Annotated in this window: 16 protein-coding genes; 14 read left to right on the top strand and 2 right to left on the bottom strand. The window is 38.3% G+C overall.

Annotation, left to right across the window (positions count from 1 at the left end):
* Nucleotides 1–78 precede the first annotated feature (78 nt).
* Together DS031_RS14885 and DS031_RS14880 are read left to right on the top strand one after the other, a co-directional pair.
* A complete protein-coding gene (locus DS031_RS14885) occupies nt 79–1269 on the top strand; it encodes an RNA-guided endonuclease InsQ/TnpB family protein (protein ID WP_113806866.1) in 1191 nt (396 codons plus the stop codon).
* 268 nt (nt 1270–1537) lie between these two features.
* A complete protein-coding gene (locus DS031_RS14880) occupies nt 1538–1972 on the top strand; it encodes a FixH family protein (protein WP_113806865.1) in 435 nt (144 codons plus the stop codon).
* A gap of 134 nt (nt 1973–2106) precedes the next feature.
* Here the strand turns inward: DS031_RS14880 and DS031_RS14875 are convergent, their stop codons facing one another.
* Together DS031_RS14875 and DS031_RS14870 are read right to left on the bottom strand one after the other, a co-directional pair.
* Nucleotides 2107–2361 carry a DUF2164 domain-containing protein gene (locus tag DS031_RS14875; protein WP_113806864.1) on the bottom strand — a complete coding sequence of 85 codons (255 nt, stop codon included), beginning with the start codon at nt 2359–2361 and terminating at the stop codon, nt 2107–2109.
* A 230-nt stretch (nt 2362–2591) separates the two neighbouring features.
* Nucleotides 2592–2750 carry a DUF1540 domain-containing protein gene (locus tag DS031_RS14870; protein WP_113806863.1) on the bottom strand — a complete coding sequence of 53 codons (159 nt, stop codon included), beginning with the start codon at nt 2748–2750 and terminating at the stop codon, nt 2592–2594.
* A gap of 323 nt (nt 2751–3073) precedes the next feature.
* Here DS031_RS14870 and DS031_RS14865 point away from each other — a divergent pair, with 323 nt between their 5' ends.
* From DS031_RS14865 to DS031_RS14810, 12 genes are all read left to right on the top strand, one after another.
* Nucleotides 3074–4939, top strand: a complete 1866-nt coding sequence (locus tag DS031_RS14865; protein ID WP_113806862.1) for an assimilatory sulfite reductase (NADPH) flavoprotein subunit — start codon at nt 3074–3076, stop codon at nt 4937–4939.
* Between the two features lie 27 nt (nt 4940–4966).
* A complete protein-coding gene (gene cysI / locus DS031_RS14860; protein ID WP_113806861.1) occupies nt 4967–6685 on the top strand; it encodes an assimilatory sulfite reductase (NADPH) hemoprotein subunit in 1719 nt (572 codons plus the stop codon).
* 327 nt (nt 6686–7012) lie between these two features.
* A complete protein-coding gene (locus DS031_RS14855; protein WP_245947449.1) occupies nt 7013–8677 on the top strand; it encodes a GMC oxidoreductase in 1665 nt (554 codons plus the stop codon).
* Between the two features lie 507 nt (nt 8678–9184).
* Nucleotides 9185–10879, top strand: a complete 1695-nt coding sequence (locus tag DS031_RS14850; RefSeq protein ID WP_113806860.1) for a glycoside hydrolase family 13 protein — start codon at nt 9185–9187, stop codon at nt 10877–10879.
* Nucleotides 10876–12321, top strand: coding sequence for a PTS transporter subunit EIIC (locus DS031_RS14845; protein ID WP_113806859.1), 1446 nt, complete (start codon nt 10876–10878; stop codon nt 12319–12321). The genes DS031_RS14850 and DS031_RS14845 overlap by 4 nt, the downstream gene beginning before the upstream one ends.
* Nucleotides 12322–12838: 517 nt before the next feature.
* A complete protein-coding gene (locus tag DS031_RS14840) occupies nt 12839–14158 on the top strand; it encodes an ABC transporter substrate-binding protein (RefSeq protein WP_181833181.1) in 1320 nt (439 codons plus the stop codon).
* Between the two features lie 130 nt (nt 14159–14288).
* Nucleotides 14289–15149: a carbohydrate ABC transporter permease gene (locus DS031_RS14835; RefSeq protein ID WP_113806884.1), complete on the top strand. Its 861-nt coding sequence runs from the start codon at nt 14289–14291 to the stop codon at nt 15147–15149.
* Nucleotides 15149–15967: a carbohydrate ABC transporter permease gene (locus DS031_RS14830; RefSeq protein ID WP_113806858.1), complete on the top strand. Its 819-nt coding sequence runs from the start codon at nt 15149–15151 to the stop codon at nt 15965–15967. The genes DS031_RS14835 and DS031_RS14830 overlap by 1 nt, the downstream gene beginning before the upstream one ends.
* 48 nt (nt 15968–16015) lie before the next feature.
* A complete protein-coding gene (locus tag DS031_RS14825) occupies nt 16016–16699 on the top strand; it encodes a YesL family protein (protein ID WP_245947447.1) in 684 nt (227 codons plus the stop codon).
* A gap of 43 nt (nt 16700–16742) precedes the next feature.
* Entirely contained in the window at nt 16743–18410 is a 1668-nt protein-coding gene (locus DS031_RS14820) for a glycoside hydrolase family 13 protein (protein WP_113806856.1), read from the top strand.
* A gap of 194 nt (nt 18411–18604) precedes the next feature.
* Nucleotides 18605–19597 (top strand): LacI family DNA-binding transcriptional regulator, encoded by a 993-nt coding sequence (locus DS031_RS14815; RefSeq protein WP_113806855.1) that lies wholly within the window; start codon nt 18605–18607, stop codon nt 19595–19597.
* A 158-nt stretch (nt 19598–19755) separates the two neighbouring features.
* On the top strand, nt 19756–20754 hold the full coding sequence (locus tag DS031_RS14810; protein ID WP_113806854.1) for a LacI family DNA-binding transcriptional regulator: 999 nt from the start codon (nt 19756–19758) through the stop codon (nt 20752–20754).
* Nucleotides 20755–20893: the final 139 nt, after the last annotated feature.

The following is a 20893-nucleotide window of genomic DNA, read 5'->3' as shown; positions in this document are numbered from 1 at the left end:
GAACTAAAAAATAATACGATTTTCCTATATGCAAACATTTGTTCCTAATAGTAAAATGAAGGCATGGAGGTGAAACCCATGTATCGCACAATGAAAGTCCCGTTTTCTGCTTCTGCTGTTACCATTCAAAAGTTGTTTGACATCCGCCGACTTTGTGCCGTTGTTTGGAATGATTGTGTCCAAATTGCCCGTTATTACTACCGGCTCGGCGGTGGATGGATTACCAAAAGTGACCTTCAAAGGGAAGTAAAAGGGTTGTATCCTCTTCACAGCCAAACGATTCAAGCTGTCGCTCATAAATTCCTTCAAGCAAGAGAAGGGGCGCAAAAGGCGAGAAAAGCAGGATTCAATGTTAGCTACCCTTGGAGGCATAAATTTGTATTCAACCCCAAATGGGTCGGACAATCGTTTACACTCCAAGGAAAGAACATCACTCTTTCATTAGGAATATGGAATGGCAAACGTCAGCCGAGATTAACACTCAAACTCTCTAAAGTCCCTCCTGAAAACGTGAAAGAAGTCGAATTAGTCTATGAACAAAAATGGTTCATTTGTCTTTCCTATGAAACGAACATCGAGGAAGAGTCCCCAAAACAACAAGGTATTACCACCAGTATTGACCCCGGAGAAATTCACACCATTGCCAGTGTAACCAAAAACGGTGACAGTCTTGTCATCACCGGCCGCTATCTAAGAAGCATCCACCGTTTACGAAATAAAAAGCTAAAAGAACTGCAGAAACTGATGAGCCGTTGTCAAAAAGGATCCAGACAATGGCGAAAATACAACCGCGCCAAAAAGTATGTACTGTCAAAAAGTGAGGAACAACTAAAGGACGCACTTCATAAAACAACGAAACAATTCGTGGACTGGTGCCTTCAACATGATGTCAATTCTGTGATAATAGGAGACGTAGAAGGGGTCCAGCGACACACGAAAAAGAAAAGAAGCAAAAAGATGAATCAAAAGCTGTCGAACTGGTCGTTTGGAAAGCTGTATGCCCTTCTTGTCTATAAACTAAAAGCAAGAGGCATGACGATTGAAAAAGTTGACGAGCATTTTACGTCCCAAACATGTCCTGTTTGTGGAAACCGCAAAAAAGGAAGCCATCGAACCTATCAGTGCCAATGCGGCTATAAAGAACATCGTGATCTTCATGGGGCAAGGAACACCCTTACCAAACAGCTGTATGGGAAGATGATCTACTATCCGCTTCATGATCCGATCTATTTACGACCCACGTATCTACAACCTGCAGTTTCAGCTTAAGAAGACCTTTTTCTGCTGAAAGGAAGTAGTAGACGGGTAGAACCGCCCCTTGTCCGTTGTGAAACGGGCAAGTTGCCTACGGTGGCAGTTTTCTGTCGGGAGACACGAAACGAGAAGACCACTATCCTGAAAAGGGATGTTTGGTTCCAAGCACAAAGGCAGTGTTGATGACACTTGTTCCAGCTGGGACGGCTTTTGGACTCGCGAACTTCAAACAGGAAACCCCTTCCTCAAGCGCGAAGCGGTAGGGAGGGGAGGTTCATTACTCATGTTCAGTATATTGCTCAGTGCTTGTTCGTTAAAAGAAGACGTGTCTGGTTTATATAAACAGGAAACACCGATTGAAGCGGAGATTATCATTCCAGAGAAGTTTTCTGAAGGCGAAGAAACGATCAAAGCGGTGCTGACACAGAGCGGTAAAGCTGTAGAAAATGCTGAATTTGTTCATTTTGAAATATGGAAACAAGACGGCTCTGTCAAATATGAAATGGAACAGGCAGAAGAAGAGGGAGATGGTACGTATTCGATCACAAAAAGCTTTGACAGTGATGGCTTGTATTATGTGAAAGTGCATGCTCGACATAACGGCTCGATTATTATGCCGACGAAACAGTTTATCATTGGAGAGTTATCTAGCAGTGAATTAAAATTTCTGCAAAAAGGAATTCAAAAAGAAGAAGGAAGTCATGAGAATCATCATTAACGTATAAAAAGTTAATTTTTATCCAGCATTTAAGCCTATCGTCAGTCCATAGTCGATAGGCTTTTTTGTATGGAGAGGAGAAAGTTATTTTCTAAGTGAAAAAATGAAGAGCAGCTAACAATTTAAATGAAGCCTTAATTTTTTCGATGTATAAGTGGTTTTTCAAGAGATAAAATATCTTCTTCTACATTCATCAACTTTTGCTCGACCATTACTTTTGCATCTGTCACACCTTGATTATAAAAATATGGACCAATTTCTTTTATAACAAAATTAAGCATGTTTTCAGCTGCTAAATCACCAATTTCCTCAGAACGTTCATTGTAAAAAAAATCTTTCAATTCATTGATAATTTGGTTTTTATGTTCTTTAGAAAGTCGGATTGTCATTAAATTCTCCCCTTTATCATTCATAAAAATTTCTTTATAATAATCATAAAGTTTGAGAGACAAAAAGACTAATTTATTTTATGATTTTTAATAGATGTTTCTATTTCAAAGGTTGCAGGAAACCTAATCTGTAGGCTATGTATGAGGAAACTAAGGAAGGAGAATGAAAACCATTATCACCATTGTTCTTAACAAAAGGCAACTATTAAAAGCTGCCTTAAGAAATCTTTCTAGAGATTCTCAGGTTCAAATGTTTTACAATCTGTTTCCGCGCTTTCAGAGGCTTGTTTACCAGAATGACTTATAACGTAGATAGAATCAGCCGTACATTGATTTCCCTGCTTCCAATACGTACAGTTGTTTACTTCACATAATACGTCTTTTGCCATTTCATTTCCTCTCCTTTTTAAAATGAATTTTCATGCAAATAATGTTTTCCTAATAAAAATAGAAGAAATTTATTCTTCACCTGTCTATTCCCCTAATATTAATGGTTGAAACTATATTTTTTAGAGAATTAAAAACCTATCTTAGTCACCAAATTGTCGAAAAATATATTTATCTTTTAAAACCTACTTGACTGATAGGGATTATACAGATAGGATAAAACTATTATCATTTTTTGTTGAAATATGAAAGATAATAAATGCTAAAACTAGTCATTATAGTTATAATAATGTACATAAGTTTATTTTTTGTGAGGTGGGTATCTTTGCAACTTCAAGTAATTAACAGTCCATTTAATGAGGAACAGGTAGAACTTCTTAATCGTCTTCTACCAAAGTTGACAGAATCGCAAAAAGTTTGGCTGACAGGTTATCTTGCCGCAGCGCAAACTGGTGATGTTTCAGGAACAGCTCCTGTAACTGCAGAAGCTCCGTTAGCACAAACGACGCAAGCTTCTGTTGAACAAATTGCCAAAAGCATTGAGAAAGAAATTTCAAAAGAAGTAACGATTCTTTATGGATCACAAACAGGCAATGCCCAAGGTCTTGCCGAAAAATCAGCTAAAACACTTGAGGAGAAAGGTTTTCAAGTAACTGTTTCTTCAATGAGCGACTTTAAGCCGAAAAACTTAAAGAAAGTTGAAAATCTTCTTATTGTCGTAAGTACACATGGTGAAGGTGATCCGCCGGATAATGCGTTAACATTCCATGAGTTTCTGCACGGAAAACGAGCGCCGAAACTTGATGAGCTTCGTTTTTCAGTATTAGCGCTTGGCGACACTTCGTATGAGTTTTTCTGTCAAACAGGAAAAGAATTTGATCAGCGCTTAGAAGAGCTTGGCGGTACACGCGTCTATCCTCGCGTTGATTGTGATCTAGACTATGATGAGCCAGCAGCAAAGTGGATTCAAGGTGTGCTTGACGGTTTAAGCCAAGCACAGGGGACAAGCAGTTCAGCTGAAGCACCTGCACAAGAAGCGGCAGCACCACAGGAAGAAAAGCCTGAATATTCTAGAACAAATCCGTTTCGTGCTGAAGTATTAGAAAACATTAATTTAAACGGACGCGGCTCGAATAAAGAAACACGTCATCTTGAGTTATCGCTTGAAGGCTCAGGTCTTACTTATAAGCCAGGCGATTGTGTTGGAATTTATCCGGAAAATGATCCTGTACTTGTTGATATGCTTCTAAAAGAAGTGAAATGGGATCCGGAAGAAATTGTGACGGTTAACAAAGAGGGAGATGTTCGTTCTTTAAAAGATGCGCTTACGTCGTATTTTGAAATTGCGAAGCTAACAAAGCCGATTTTGAAGCAGGCAGCACAGCTTACAAGCAATGAAGAACTGATCAATCTGTTAGGAAAAGGCAATGAAGCAAAGGTAAAAGAATATCTTAACGGCCGCGATGTTCTTGATTTAGTGCGCGACTTCGGTCCATGGCCTGTTTCTGCGCAGGATTTTATTTCAATTCTTCGCAAAATGCCGGCACGTCTTTATTCAATTGCAAGCAGCATTGAAGCAAATCCTGACGAAGTGCACTTAACGATCGGCGCTGTCCGCTACAATGCACATGGCCGCGATCGCGGTGGTGTTTGCTCAGTTTTATGCGCAGAGCGTCTTGAGCCGGGTGATACACTGCCAATTTACATTCAGCCAAATTCGCACTTTAATCTACCTGAAAATCCGGAAACGCCAATCATTATGGTTGGACCGGGAACAGGAATTGCGCCGTTCCGTTCCTTTATGCAGGAGCGAGAAGAAATCGGTGCGGAAGGTAAGTCATGGTTGTTCTTCGGTGAGCAGCATTTTGTAACAGACTTCCTATACCAAACAGAATGGCAGCAGTTCATTAAAGACGGCACATTAACGAAAATGGACGTTGCGTTTTCTCGTGATACAGAGGAAAAAGTGTATGTACAGCATCGCATGCTTGAAAACAGTAAAGAATTATATCAATGGTTACAAGACGGTGCATTTTTCTACGTGTGCGGAGATAAAGATAATATGGCGAAAGACGTTCATAACGCCCTTATTGAGATTGTTGAAAAAGAAGGCGGCATGACTCGCGAACAAGCAGAAGAATATGTAAACAACTTGAAGAAAGAAAAACGTTACCAACGCGATGTCTATTGATTTTCGATTGAAAGGAGCAGTTTCAACATGGCAAACAAAGTTTTAAAAGCACCAGAAGGCAAACCGAGCCAAATGGAGCAAGTTAAAGAAAAAAGTAACTATTTGCGCGGCACATTAAAAGAATCAATGCTTGAACCATTAAGTGCGGGAATTTCTCATGAGGACAACCTTCTTATGAAATTCCACGGCAGCTACCTGCAGGATGACCGCGATCTTCGCGCTGAGCGTCAAAAGCAAAAGCTTGAGCCGGCTTATTCGTTTATGCTGCGCGCGCGTACGCCGGGTGGAGTCGCAACGCCTGAGCAGTGGCTTGTGATGAATGACCTTTCTGAAAAGTACGGAAACGGCACATTAAAATTAACAACACGTCAAGCATTTCAGCTTCACGGTCTTTTAAAATGGAACATGAAAAGCACGATTCAAGAGCTTCATTCTGTAATGCTTGATTCTATCGCAGCGTGTGGTGATGTAAACCGTAATGTTATGATTACGCCAAATCCGCACTTATCTGAAGTGCATGCTGAAGTGTTTGAATGGACAAGAAAGTTAAGTGATGATTTACTGCCTAGAACGAGAGCATATCACGAAATTTGGCTTGATGAAGAAAAAGTAGCCGGCACGCCGGATGTAGAAGAAGTAGAACCGATGTACGGTCCACTTTACCTGCCGCGTAAATTTAAAATTGGTGTCGCGATTCCTCCGGCAAATGATGTTGATGTGTTTATGCAGGATATTGGTTATATCGCGATTATTGAAGATAATAAGCTTGTTGGCTTTAACGTATCAATTGGCGGCGGACTTGGTATGACACACGGTGATACAGAAACATATCCGCAGCTTGGTAAAATCATCGGTTTCTGTAAGCCGGAGCAAATCGTTGATGTCGCGGAAAAAATTCTTACAATTCAGCGTGATTACGGTAACCGTAACGAGCGTAAAAATGCCCGCTTTAAATATACTGTTGACCGTCTTGGTCTTGAAACGGTGAAAGAAGAGCTTCACAACCGTCTTGGCTGGGAGTTAGAAGAAGCAAGACCGTTTTCATTTGATTCAAACGGGGATCGTTACGGCTGGGTAAAAGGTGTTGGTGGAAAATGGCACTTTACGTTATTCATTGAAGGTGGACGTGTCAAAGACTATGATGATTATAAGCTGAAAACGGGTCTTCGTGAAATTGCAAAAATTCATACAGGTGACTTCCGTTTAACGTCTAACCAAAACTTAATGATCGCGGAAGTAACAACGCAGAAAAAGAAAAAAATTGAAGAACTAATCAAGCAGTACGGCTTAACGGATGGCAAGCATTATTCTGCACTTCGCCGCAGTTCAATCGCCTGTGTGGCGCTTCCGACTTGTGCACTTGCGATGGCGGAAGCAGAGCGTTACTTACCGAAGCTTCTTGATAAAGTAGAAGTAATCATTGAAGAAAATGGTCTTCAGGACGATGAAATTACAATTCGTATGACAGGCTGTCCGAACAGCTGTGGGCGCCCAACACTTGGTGAAATCGGCTTTATCGGTAAAGCGCCAGGCAAATACAACATGTATCTCGGTGCAGCCTTTGACGGCAGCCGTTTAAACAAAATGTACCGTGAAAACATCGGTGAAGAAGAAATTTTAAGCGAACTTAAAGTACTTCTTGCACGCTATGCAAAAGAACGCGAAGAAGGCGAACACTTCGGTGACTTCGTAATCCGTGCAGGTGTGATTGAAGCAACAACAGACGGTACGAATTTCCACGCGTAAGGTTTAAGAGACAAGCATGTGATCTAAACTTAAAAAGTTAGACACAAATTTTAAACATTTTTGAGGACCTGAGTCCGGTATTGAACCGGACTCAGGTCCTTTAATTTTGCCTTAATTTTCTTTGATTATAAGAATGAAGATAATTTCCTCATTCACGTATAAAATGTTCAATACTTTTTAATTTTTGAGTAAAAGACTCTGTTGGTTGTTATCTACCTTCAGATCTAAAGCTTATATAACTGAATCATCCTAGATTAAGTCTTCTCAGTATAAGAGCAAGCAGTCTATACATAGAAATAGAAGAGTTAAAGAAAAGGATGTGTTAGGATGAAAATTCATATCGCTAAGGATAAAGAAACTCTTCTTACTATCTCAAAACAATATGATGAGGATATAAATCAGCTTCTTTCTGCTAATCCGCATATTCCAAATTCAAACTTGAACCTTTTAGGTATGAAAGTATACATTCCCTCTAAAGCACAGGAAGCTGGAATGCGAACTCCTCTTCTCGAATGCGAGATTGACCCACCAAAAGATCTTCTTTCCTCTTGGATTCCGCTTACGTCATTAGAAAAAATGGCTGAAACCACTTATGATGTGCTTATTGTCGGAACAGGTGCAGGGGGAAGCGCGGTTTTAAGGCGGTTATGCGAAAAGTGGGGAGGAAATGAAAAGCGTATTGGAATCATTGAATCAGGGGATCTTCTCTTGCCAACACATGCCCGAAATCTCCCGACAATGAATGACGAACGTTTCACCAAATATTTCCTCGGCGTATCGGAATGGATCGGAAAAACACTGCCAGATTTTTATGGTGCAAGACAGTTATTTGCTTTAGGAGGAAGGACGTTGTTTTGGGGAATGGCCGCTCTGAGAATGGATATTTCTGAGATTGTTAAATGGCCTGTGTCAGAGAAAGAGATGAATTACTACTACAGCATTGCCGAACAAGTGATGAATGTCACAACAGGCTATACAAAGGGTTCTTCTATTCAAGAGATTTTATTAAAGAGACTTCGGGAAAATAATTTTCCAGAAGCTGCAGATGTAGCGACACCGAGTGATCTAGAATCGACAAAATATGGTGAAATTCATTCTGATGTGTTTTGGAGCTCGCTCTCTATGTTCGCTTATGCGTTGAACCATAAGCCTTTTGATTTAGCTGTCAATGCTCGTGCTGTTGAAGTGTTTGTTGAGAACGGAAAAGCAGCCGGTGTAAAGGTGATGAATCCAAATAAAAAAGCGTATTTTTTAAAAGCAAAAACGATTGTTTTAGCAGGAAGTACAATTGAAACGCCTCGTCTTTTACTGAATTCAAATATTCCTGGAAGGGCAATTGGTCATTATTTAACAAATCACTCTTTCTTGCTTTCTACAGGAAAAGTAAGCCGCCAGGAGTTTACGGAAACACTGGGAACACTTAGTCTCTTCATTCCGCAAACGAAGAAGCGTCCTTATCAAATTCAAATGGGAGGCCCAGGGGGAGAAGGACAATGGTATCATTGGTATCAGCCTTATGAAGAAAAGCAATTGTTGGATGAACTGCTTATTGGCATCAGTGTATTTGGCAAGGTAGAATCACGCTTTGAAAATTATCTTACTCTAGATCCTTATGAACGAGATGAATACGGTGTACCAAAGATTAACGTGAATTTTTCTTATAGTGAAAAAGATAAAGCGATTATTCAACAAATGACTGCTGCTTTAGAACAGGCTTCCCTAGCGATGAAAACTCCCTTAATTCCAAAAGGTGATCAACCTGCCATTTGCCTCATGCCTCCAGGAACGGATTATCATGAAGCGTGCACCTGCCGAATGGGAAATGATCCTGAGACTTCAGCAGTAAATCGTTTTGGTCAAATCCATGGGGTACCAGGTCTCTATGTTGCAGATAATAGTATGCTGCCTTCTATTGGAGCAACGAATCCAACGCTTACTACGGTTGCGTTATCCATCAGAACAGCAGATTATATCATAAATACATTAAAATAAATGATGTGAAGACGAAAACTAACATTTCAATTGATTTAACGAGCTTCAAATGGAATTCCCCTTCCTCAGTCGTGAAGTGATAGGGAGGGGAGGTTCATAGGCTGTTCTTTTTATTTTTTTGTAAAACCGATCCCTTATGGGCAGGAGAAAGTTTCATTGATAAAAGAAAGAGAACATAATTAATAATTAAAGCATTTCTTTTTTTTGTTTCTAAAGTATTGACAAAATAAAGAAAAGAAAGTAACCTACAAATAAGGAATCGATTCCATACAGAAACAGTCTATTTATAACGTGAAGGACATGATTAATATTTATAATTAACCCGCTTTTATAAATATTATAAAAGTTTACAGACTCAGTGCATACTAGTGATGGATTGGACGTTCCTTTTCTTTTGAAAACGTATTATAAACTCCATATATTTTTTTTACAGGTTTAAGGAACCGATACCACATAAGGTTAATTATTGGAATGATTTTAAGTGAAGACATTGTTAGGGGGAGCAGCATGAACAAGAAGTGGTGGCAAAAAGAAGTAATTTATCAAATTTATCCGAAAAGCTTTTATGATTCGAATAATGATGGAATAGGCGACATCAAAGGGATTACACAAAAGTTAGATTACTTACAGTCGTTAGGGATTACGATGGTATGGATTTGTCCGATTTATCAATCGCCAATGGATGATAACGGATATGATATCTCAGATTATTATCAATTAAATCCAGAGTTTGGTGAGATGAAAGATCTTGACGAGTTAATTAAAAAAGCAAAAGAAAAAGGCATTAAGATTGTCCTTGATCTTGTCATTAATCATACATCAGATGAGCATCCATGGTTTCAAGATTTATTAGAAAACGGAGAGAATAGTAAATATAAAGATTATTATATTTTAAAATCCGGTAAAGACGGACAGCCGCCTACAAATTGGCGTTCTGTTTTCGGAGGCAGTGTCTGGGAGCCTTTAAAAGGTACTGATCAGTATTATTTCCATTCGTTTGGCATTAAGCAGCCGGATTTAAACTGGGAAAACAAAGAAGTTCGCAAAGAGTTATATAAAATGGTTAATTACTGGTTGGATAAAGGCATTGCTGGGTTTCGAGTCGATGCGATAACGTTTATAAAGAAAGATCAAAACTATGATAACCTTCCTGCTGATGGAGTAGACGGACTTGTAAAATGTACGAAGAAGACGCGCAACCAACCAGGCATTGAAACATTCCTGCATGAATTAAACGATGAAACATTTTCTAAATATAATTGTGTGACGATTGGTGAAGCGCCTGGGGTACCTTATGAGCAGTATGGTGATTATATTGGGGAGAATGGTTATTTTTCAATGATTTTTGATTTTCGATATGCCGATCTTGATGTTGCTTCTGGAAGTGAATGGTTTAGAAGAGTCGATTGGGATGTATTAGATTTAAAGAAATTAATTTTCACGAGTCAAAAGGAAATTCAAAAAGCAGGCTGGGGCGCAAACTTTTTAGAAAATCATGATCAAAATCGATCAATTAGCAAATATATAAAAGAAGAAGAAAATCGCAATTTTTATTCGGCGACAATGCTTGGTGCAATGTTCTTTTATCTTCGTGGAACGCCATTTATTTATCAAGGTCAAGAGATCGGTATGACAAATTTTGAACGCAAAAGCATTGAAGAATTTGATGATATTTCAAGTATTGATCAGTATTATCGTTCTATAAATGAAGGGTTTAGTGAAGAAGAGGCACTGCATTTTATTAACTTACGCAGTCGTGATAATTCAAGAACACCGTTTCATTGGAATGGGGAAAACTTTGGTGGTTTCTCAGAAGTGACGCCTTGGTTAGGAATGAATGAGAATTACAAAACGATTAATGCATCACAGCAAGAACAGGACCCGGATTCTATTTTAAATTTTTATAAAAAGATCATTGAAGTGAGACAAACAAGTGAGGCAAGTGAATGCTTGATTTATGGAGAGATTGAGCCTCTTTTAGAAGATCATCCAACGATTATTGCGTATAAGCGGAAATTAAATGATGAAGAAGTTGTTTGTTATTTTAATTTTTCATCTGAAAGTCAAAAGGTTGAATTAGATCATAACAAATATGATGTCTTATTAAACAATTACAAAGAAGAAACGATATCCGAGCAAGAATGTGTTTTAAAACCATATCAAGCACTAGTACTCCAAGTGAAAGGAGCCGATCTATCATGAGTGAGAATAAATATGAACGTATAGGAAAAGAAATTATTGCTGTTATTGGTGAGGATAATATCGAATCGTACGTTCATTGTGCGACAAGACTGCGTTTTTCTGTAAAAGACCGCAACCAAATTGATGATGAAGCAGTGGAAGAAATTGATGAAGTAAAAGGTGTCTTTTATAATTCTGGTCAATATCAAGTTATTTTAGGGACTGGTACGGTTAATAAAGTGTACGCTGCTTTAAAAGGAAATCAACCTGATTTAGAAGAGGATCAGTCAAAGAAATCAGTCTCGGCTAATAAAAAGGATAAAGGAATAAAAAGAGCGGTACGTATGCTGGCGGATATCTTTATTCCGATTATCCCAATTATTGGGGCAACAGGTTTATTCCTCGGGTTAAAGGGCGTATTGTTTAGTGATGCACTTTTAGGCTTGATGGGGATGAGTATTGATGATATTCCTAGTTATTTAGTCACTCTTATCTCTGTTTTAACAGATACCGCGTTTGCCTTTTTACCGGCCTTTATTTGTTGGTCTGCGTTTAGAAATTTCGGCGGCATGCCTGTTATTGGTTTCGTACTTGGCTTAATGCTTGTTTCACCTGCGCTGCCTAATGCGTATGCAGTTGCTGACATTAACAGCGGCGTAGAACCAATCATGGCTTTTGGTTTTATTCCAGTTGTAGGTTATCAAGGAAGTGTCCTAACAGCGCTTGTTGTTGGAATTCTTGGCGCAAAACTTGAGAAAAAGCTGCGCGCTGTGATGCCAAATGCCTTAGATTTAATCTTTACACCTTTCTTTGTTTTATTAATAATGATGATTACAGGCTTACTTGTGTTAGGACCGCTGCTGCATTTTGTTGAAGCGGGGTTAATAACAGTTGTCACGCAGCTGATCGATATTCCTTTTGGTATTGGCGGGCTGTTAATTGGCTTTATTTATCCGTTAGCTGTTATGACAGGAATGCACCATTTATTTATTATGATTGAAACAACACTTCTTGCGAATACAGGATTTAACCCGCTTATTACGCTGTGTGCGATGTATGGCTTCTCAAATGCAGGCACGTGTTTAGCGATTACACTGAAAGCAAAAAAAAGCTCTGTAAAAGTGATGGGAGCAAGTGCAACGGCAACCCAGCTGCTTGGTGTTAGTGAGCCGGCCTTGTTCGGTGTTGTCATGAGGTATAGTACGAAACCGCTTTATATGATGATTGCTTGTTCAGCTGTTGGTGGTGCGATTTTATCTTTACTAAGCATTCAAGCAAACTCATACGGACTAGCTGTACTTCTTTCACCTTTAATGTACATTTATGAGTGGAATCAGCTTCTTGCTTATGCTGTTGTTTCTATACTAACTTTTGCTGCTGCGCTTATTATTACCTATTTATTTGCAGTTCCAAAAGAAGTGATGGTAGAAGAAGGAGATCGTAAATTAAAAAAAGTAAGTTAATTGGTAAATCGAACAGGTTTAAATGAGAGTTATCCCCTTTGGCTGCTGATCAAAGGGGAATTCTCACAAAATGTTTAGTGAAATTTGTAAATAAATAAGCGCTAAACGGGTAGTTATCGTGTGTGAGAGGAACTGCTTTATAGCTGGTATGAGGACGTTTTCACACTTTGAATAAAAGAATTTTTAAAAAACTATTGAAACCGGTACCATATTATATTACAATGAGTTATAGAGAAGGGAAAAGGGGGCTGAAAGTAAGATAAGTAGTACTATTTAGTTCATTATCATAGGTTTATGAGTGATTATTTTTTATAACCTCATATGAAACCGTTACCTTTTAGCTGGTATAGCTTTAAAAGAGGTGTTTGAATTAAATAATGGGTTTCGGTACATATAAAATTTTAAAATCATCTATGGAACCGATACCTTGTTTGGATCATGTTTGTATATTTTTATAGTGTTCTAGCAATAACTAATAAAAAATAGGAGAGTGAAAGGTATGAAAGGTATGAAAGGTATGAAAGGTAAAAAGTTTTATTCGAAAGTTGTTTCTGCTTTACTTGCATCTAGTGTTTTGTTAGCTGGCTGTTCGTCATCTGATGAAGGCGGTTCAACTGCAAATTCAGGTTCAAATGCAGGATCAGCAGATAAAATTAAAATTGATATTGTTCAGGGGAAAGTTGAAATTAAAGATCAATTGGAAGCGCTTGTGGAAAAATATGAAGAAGAAAACCCAGATGTTGATATTAACCTAACAGCTGTCGGCGGAGGGTCTGATTATGTTGGTACATTGAAAGCGAAATTTTCTTCAGGTGATGCGCCTGAAATCTTTAGTGTCGCAGGACCGTCTGAAGCTGAGCAATTTAAAGAGCATTTAGCAGACTTATCAGACACGAAATCAGCAGAATTGGCACTTGAAGGAAGTCTTGCGGGTGTATCTGAAGGCGATAAAGTATATGGCTTACCTTTTAACCAAGAAGGCTACGGCTTTATTTATAATAAAGAAGCTTTTGAAAAAGCAGGCGTTAACGCTGAAGAGATTCGTTCTTATGAAGATTTACAAAAGGCAGTTGAAAAGATCGACAGCCAAAAAGAAGAGCTTGGCCTTGAAGCAGTATTCGCGCTTGCTGCAAAAGAAACATGGGTGACTGGGAATCATTTATCAAACGTTTTCTTAGCACCAGAATTTAATAATGACGTGTTAGAAGCTTACAATGCGGATACAATTGCATTTGAAAAAGGCGAAGAGTTCAAAAGAATGCTTGAGCTTCAAAACGATTATTCTGTGCAGCCGTCACTTAGCCTTGACTACTCTCAGCAGGTAGAAGAGTATTTCTCTTTAGAGCGAGTAGCGATGATTCAGCAGGGTAACTGGGTATATCCTTCCGTTCAAGCGATGGATGAAGATTTCGCGCAAAATAAAATCGGTATTCTACCAATCCCGGTTGAAGGCTTAGAAGGGAAAATTCCTGTAGGCATTCCAAACTATTGGGCTGTAAATGTGAACAATGATGAGGAAGTTGTTCAAGCATCGAAAGACTTCTTAGATTGGTTGAATACATCTGAAACTGGTAAAGAAACGGTATTAAGTGAGTTTAAGTTTATTCCTGCATATGAAGGTTACGATACGTCTAAAATTTCTGATCCGCTTTCAAAGCAAATTTATGAATACGCGTCTGAAGGCAATACAATTAGCTGGGTATTCCAAGGATATCCTGTTGGTCCATGGGGCGGCGATGTACTTGGTGCGAACGTACAGAAGTATTTAAGCGGCGAAATGACTTGGGAAGAGTTAGAGAACAAATCAAGAAGCAAGTGGGAAGAAGCAAGAAAATAATTTTTAAATGATGGTAAGCAGCTAACAAAGTGGGAGATCGAACTGTTTTGTTAGCTGTCATTTTAGAAGAAGAAAGAATGATTTTAAGTTTTAGTACTTGTGTATGGTGAACGACATGGGAGGGATTTTTATGCATAATCGCAATCTGGCCTTTTGGCTGTTTTTAGCACCTGTAATCGCTGCTTTAAGTATTGTTGTTATTACTCCGCTCATTTACGGAATTGTTTATTCTTTTACAAACTGGAATGGTTTAACGGTTTCAGAATTTCTTGGTTTTGACCATTATATACGACTATTTCAAGATGAAATTTTTCTTCATTCGATTTGGTTTACTGTAAAGATTTCTGTAGTGTCTGTTATTTTACTTAATGTTTTTGGATTAGGACTTGCGTTACTTGTGACAAGAAAGATCCGCTCAAGCAGTCTTTTACGTACGATTTTCTTTATGCCGAACTTAATCGGCGGCTTAATTTTAGGATTTATTTGGCAGTTTATTTTTATCAGCGTATTCGATGATATTGGCAGAGCGCTTGGCATTGAAGCGTTAAGCGGCTGGTTATCAACGACAGACACGGGCTTTTGGGGTATTGTTATTCTAACATGCTGGCAAATGGCTGGTTACATTATGATTATTTACATCGCCTACTTACAAAATATTCCGAATGAGTTAATTGAAGCAGCTGAAATTGACGGAGCAAACAGCTTCCAGCGTTTTCGCAATATTACGTTTCCACTTGTAGCGCCGGCGTTTACTGTCAGCATGTTTTTAACGCTGTCGGCTTCTTTTAAAATTTATGATCAAAACTTATCACTCACAAATGGCGGACCTTATAACTCAACCCAAATGGTAGCAATGGATATTGTCAAAACAGCATTCTCAAGTAACGAAATGGCTTACGGGCAGGCAAAAGCGGTTATTTTCTTTATAATTGTTGCGGCGATCGCCCTTACACAAGTTTACTATAACAAAAAACGGGAGGTCGAAATGTAATGAAGGGCAAGAAAAGCAGTTTATTTTCCATTGAACTTTTAGGTCTTTTGCTCGGTTTAATTTGGCTGGCACCGTTTTATTTAATGATCGTCAACGCTTTTAAATCGAAAAAGGAAATTTTTATGAATGTACTTGGACTTCCAGAAGCAATAGCGACAAGTAACTTTGTTGAAGCGTTCCAGGAATTAGAGTTTATGAGATCACTTTTTAACTCGTTATTAATTACGATTTTAAGTGTAGGTATTATTATTTTCTTTTCAGCGATGGCAGGGTATGCTCTATCGCGAAATAAAAGCAAGCTGAGCGGTGTATTGTTATTAATTTTCGTTGCGGCCATGTTAATTCCATTTCAATCGGTAATGATTCCGCTCGTTTCTCTTTTCGGACAATTTGACATGTTAAACAAAGCCGGTCTTATCTTTATGTACTTAGGATTCGGCTGCAGCTTATCGATTTTCTTATATCACGGCGCTATGACAGGGATTTCAAAATCACTTGATGAAGCAGCAATTGTTGACGGGGCAAATAAGTTTCAAGTGTTTTGGCACATTATTTTCCCATTATTAAAACCGATTTCTGTAACAGTCGGAATTTTAAATGTGATCTGGATTTGGAATGACTTTTTACTTCCATCACTTATTTTAGATGACGCAAGCGCGACAATTCCGCTGCAAATGTTCTATTTCTTCGGACAATATACAAAACAGTGGCATTTAGCACTTGCCGGCTTAACGATTGCAATTATTCCAGTTATTATCTTTTACTTTTTCGCGCAAAAGCAAATTATTGAAGGCGTTTCTGAAGGGGCAGTTAAGTAAAAACGAACACATCGATGGATTGATTATATGGTGAAAGGAGAAAGAGAAATGAATGGTGTCGGCGGCTTTTATCGTATCAGTGAATGGGTGATGAGATTTACAGGTATTAATCTGCTGTGGCTTTTCTTTAATCTTCCTATCGTTTTTATCGTAATGGGAATGATCGCTGCAGAAAAACAAGGAGAGGTTGTCTTATTACTCGTTTTCTTCATTCTACTTGCGCCGTTTCTCTTTTTTCCTGCAACAGCGGCGATGTTTGCCTCGGTAAGAGATTGGACTGTAAAAGAAGAAAGTACAGCTTTAGTGAAGTTGTATTGGACGTACTATAAAGAAAACTATAAAAAGAGCATGGTAGGCGGCTTGATTTTAACGGCAATGTGGAGTGTATGGGGCGCTGATTACTACTATTTTAGCCAAGAAAGCATCATCCTCATGTTTACGTTCATTGTAATAGGAGCAGTCTTGTTTGTTTTTACAATTAACTATTTTTCAATTAATGCGCACTATCATTTAAAGTTGGGAGCTTTATTAAAGAAAGCAATGCTTATTACGATTGGAAGTCCGCTCTTGTTTTTTACAGTGTTTATAACGAGCAGCATTATTTTATATGTAAGCTTAAGCGGTCCATTGTTGATCATTGTTTTTGCTTCAGGATCGCTGATTGCGTTTCTTTCTTTTTCAGCATTTTACCGCATGTACTTAAAATTAACGATGCAATCAATTGCAGATTAATAAATACAAAAATAGATAAATAGAGAGTATGAGGAGGAGTATTATGGAGAGAAAATGGTGGAAAGAAGCAGCAGCCTATCAAATTTATCCGCGCAGCTTTATGGATTCAAATGGAGATGGAATAGGCGATATTCGCGGTGTTATTGGAAAACTTGATTATTTAAAAGATTTAGGTATTGATGTGATTTGGCTTTGTCCGGTTTACAGCTCACCAAATGATGATAATGGTTATGATATTAGCGATTATAAAGGGATTATGGAAGAATTCGGAACGATGGCTGATTTTGATGAGCTGTTAGAGGAAGTTCATAATCGAAATATGAAACTCATTATGGACCTTGTCATTAATCATACTTCTGATGAACATCCATGGTTTATTGAATCGCGTTCTTCAAAAGACAATCCATATCGAGATTATTATATTTGGCATCGGGGCAAAAGCGGTAAAGAACCGAATAACTGGGAATCGATCTTTAACGGCTCTATTTGGGAATATGATGAGAAGACAGAAGAATACTATATGCATGTATTCTCGCGTAAGCAGCCAGATTTAAATTGGGAAAATCCAAAGGTTCGTAAAGATCTTTATGAAATGGTGAATTGGTGGCTTGATAAAGGAATTGACGGTTTCCGAATCGATGCGATTTCTCATATTAAAAAAATTCCTGGGTTTCCTGATTTACCAAATCCAAAGAAAAAGCGCTATGTACCGTCCTTTGAAGGTCATATGAACATTGATGGCATTCAAGTTTTTCTGGAAGAACTAAAGAAAGAAACGTTTGATCACTATGATATTATGACAGTCGGAGAAGCAAACGGTGTTAGCATCGAGCAAGCTGATGAGTGGGTTGGCGAAGAAAACGGGAAGTTTAATATGATTTTTCAATTTGAACACTTAAAGCTTTGGGGAAAAAGCGCAGACGGCGGCGTTGATCTCGCTGAGCTGAAAAAGACGTTAACAAAATGGCAAAAAGGGCTAGATGGAATTGGCTGGAACGCGTTATTCCTCGAAAATCACGACCTCCCTCGATCTGTGTCAACTTGGGGTGACGGTGAGAACTATTGGGATGAACTTTCGAAGTGCTTGGCGACGCTGTACTTTTTCATGCAGGGAACACCATTTATTTATCAAGGGCAAGAAATTGGGATGACAAATGTAAAGTTTGAGTCAATTGATGATTACGATGATGTAGCGATCAAGAATTTATACAAAAGTGAACGAGAAGAAGGAAAATCACATGAAGAAATTATGGAGGTCATTTGGAAAACCGGCCGTGATAATTCACGAACACCGATGCAGTGGAATAGTGAGGAAAATGCTGGATTTACGACAGGAACACCTTGGTTAAAGTTAAATCCAAATTATAAGGAAATCAATGTCCAGCAGGCAATAGAGGATCCGGATTCTATTTATCATTATTATAAAAATCTCATTCAACTTAGAAAAGAAAATGATGTTCTAATTTACGGAAGTTACGATCTAATTCTTGAAGACCATAACAGTGTTTATGCGTATACGAGAACATTAGACGATGAAATAGCAGTTGTTATTACGAACCTTTTCTCTAAAGAAACAAGTTTCACGATGCCGTCAAGTTTAAGAAATAAATCAACAGAGCTATTAATCAGCAATTATGAAGTAACATTAGAAGAAGAGCGTAACGATATTGTTTTAAAGCCGTATGAAGCTAGAGTATATAAATTAAACTAATTTTTAAAAAGTATAGTTAATGACGGATGACGCACAAAAAGTAATAGAAGAGATCACATTCGCTCAGGCTGTCTTAGATGGGACAGTCTTTTCGTTTAGAAATTTTAAACAAATAGTAGTTGAGGTATCATTTTTGTTTAGGGTAAAATAGTTATGAAACTGATTTCATATTTTTGACGGTGGAGTGAACCAAAGTGGCTACAATATCAGATGTTGTAAAATTATCAGGGTTGTCAAAAACAACCGTTTCACGCGTAATAAATAATCATCCATATGTTTCAAAAGAAAATCGAGAAATTGTTCTGAACTCAATCAAGGAGCTTGGTTATGTGCCGAACCCTTCCGCAAGAAGATTAAGGGGACAGTTAACCACAACAATCGGGGTCATTATTCCCCGCATTGTGAACCCATTTTTTTCTTATTTAGTCAATGCGATCGAGCAGGCGGCATTTAAACAAGGCTATCAAGTGTTAATTTCGCAAAGCAATGAAGATAAAAACAAAGAAATCGCCTTTTTAAATTTATTAAAAACAAAGCAGGTTGATGGCATTATTATGACGTCTATTGAAAATGATTGGGATATTATCCAGTCGTATAAGGAATATGGTTCGATTCTATTATGTAATGATTATGTTAATCAAGACGTTTTTCCAATGATCCGCTTAGATCAAGTGAAAGGCGCCTACTTAGGTGTCAGGCATTTAATTGAAAGAGGTCATCAAAAAATTGCGTACTGTACAGGTGGATTATTTGATGACGAGGGAAAAGGGAAAGATCGTAATCATGGTTTTCAAAAAGCATTAAATGAAGCAGCTATTAAAGTGAATCCGAAATGGATCTTTATTGATCAGCATACAGTGGAAGACGGAAAGCGGATTATGAAGCAAATTGTTGAGATGGATGACAGGCCAACCGCTATTTTTACCGGAAGTGACCAAGTTGCCGGTGGAATGATTATGGAAGCGAAAGAGCAGGGATTAACAATTCCGGATGATCTTGCCATTATTGGTTTTGATGATCAGCCAATTGCCGAAATCCTCGATCCTAAGCTAACGACGATTCGGCAACCTGTTGATCAATTAGGGGAAAAATCAATCGAAGTAATGATTGAGATGCTGAAAAATCCTGACATGGAGATCAAAAGCTACGAGCTGCCGATCGAATTAATTGTGCGTCAATCAACATAGCTGATGGAACAAAGAGATGAAATTTACCCGCTCAGGCTGTCTTAGATAAGATAGCCTTTTTTATTTGTTTTTGAAATAGCCATTGAAGTTTGATTTTTGCTTAAGTTAAAATAAAGATGAAATTGTTTTCATATTTTTTGCCGGTGGAGTGATGCAAAGTGGCTACAATATCAGATGTTGTAAAATTAACGGGATTATCTAAAACAACCGTTTCCCGTGTGATAAATAATCATCCTTATGTGTCAAAAGAGAAACGGGAGATCGTATTAAAGGCGATGAAGGAGCTTGGCTATGTCCCAAATCCTGCTGCGAGAAGATTAAGAGGCCAGCTCACGACCACAATCGGCGTCATTGTTCCTCGCATTGTGAACCCGTTTTTTTCTTATTTAGTGAACGCGATTGAGCAGGCGGCATTTAAACAAGGCTATCAAGTATTAATTTCGCAAAGCAATGAAGATAAAAACAAAGAAGTTGCTTTTTTAAATTTGTTAAAAACAAAACAGGTTGACGGGATCATTATGACGGCGATTGAAAACGACTGGGAAACAATAAGCTCATATAAAAATTTCGGTCCGATTTTATTTTGTAATGAATATCTCAATGAAGCGGACGTGCCGATGATTCGTTTGGATCAAAGTAAAGGTGCTTATATTGGAGTAAAGCATTTAATTGAACGCGGATATCAAAAAATTGCGTACTGTACAGGCGGCTTGTTTGCTGAAGATGGTAAGGACAAAGATCGCAATCACGGTTATCAAAGAGCGTTAAAAGAAGCCGGACTTTCCGTTAATCCAAAGTGGGTGTTTGTGAATCAGCATACGATTGAAGATGGAAAAAAAGTAATGAAGCAAATTCTATCAATGGATGAAGCTGATCGCCCGACCGCTGTATTTACAGGAAGTGATGAAATTGCGAGCGGTATGATGATGGAGGCGAAAGAGCACGGTATCACGATTCCTAATGACCTAGCCATTATCGGTTTTGACGATCAGCCGCTTGCGGAAATCCTCGATCCTAAGTTAACAACCATTCGTCAGCCTGTAAATGAAATGGGCGAAAAAGCAGTCGAAGTGATTATTAATATGTTGAACAATTCAAAAGCAGAGGTTGAAGATTATGAGCTGCCAATTGAGCTTGTTGTAAGGCAGTCAACATAAGCAGCGTAACAGAGGTCACGATCTTCTACGCATAATCTTTTTGAGAGATAGGAAAAATCCCTGTCTCTTTTTTATTTGTTTTTTGTAAGCAGATCTTAAAAGTTAACTTAGTGATCACAAAGTGGTGTATCCAAAAGTA

This window comes from Bacillus taeanensis (assembly GCF_003318295.1).
In the GTDB taxonomy this organism is placed as follows: Bacteria; Bacillota; Bacilli; order Bacillales; family UBA6769; genus Maribacillus; species Maribacillus taeanensis.
Note: the sequence above shows the minus strand (reverse complement) of the source record. Positions and strands in the feature narration are given on the sequence as shown.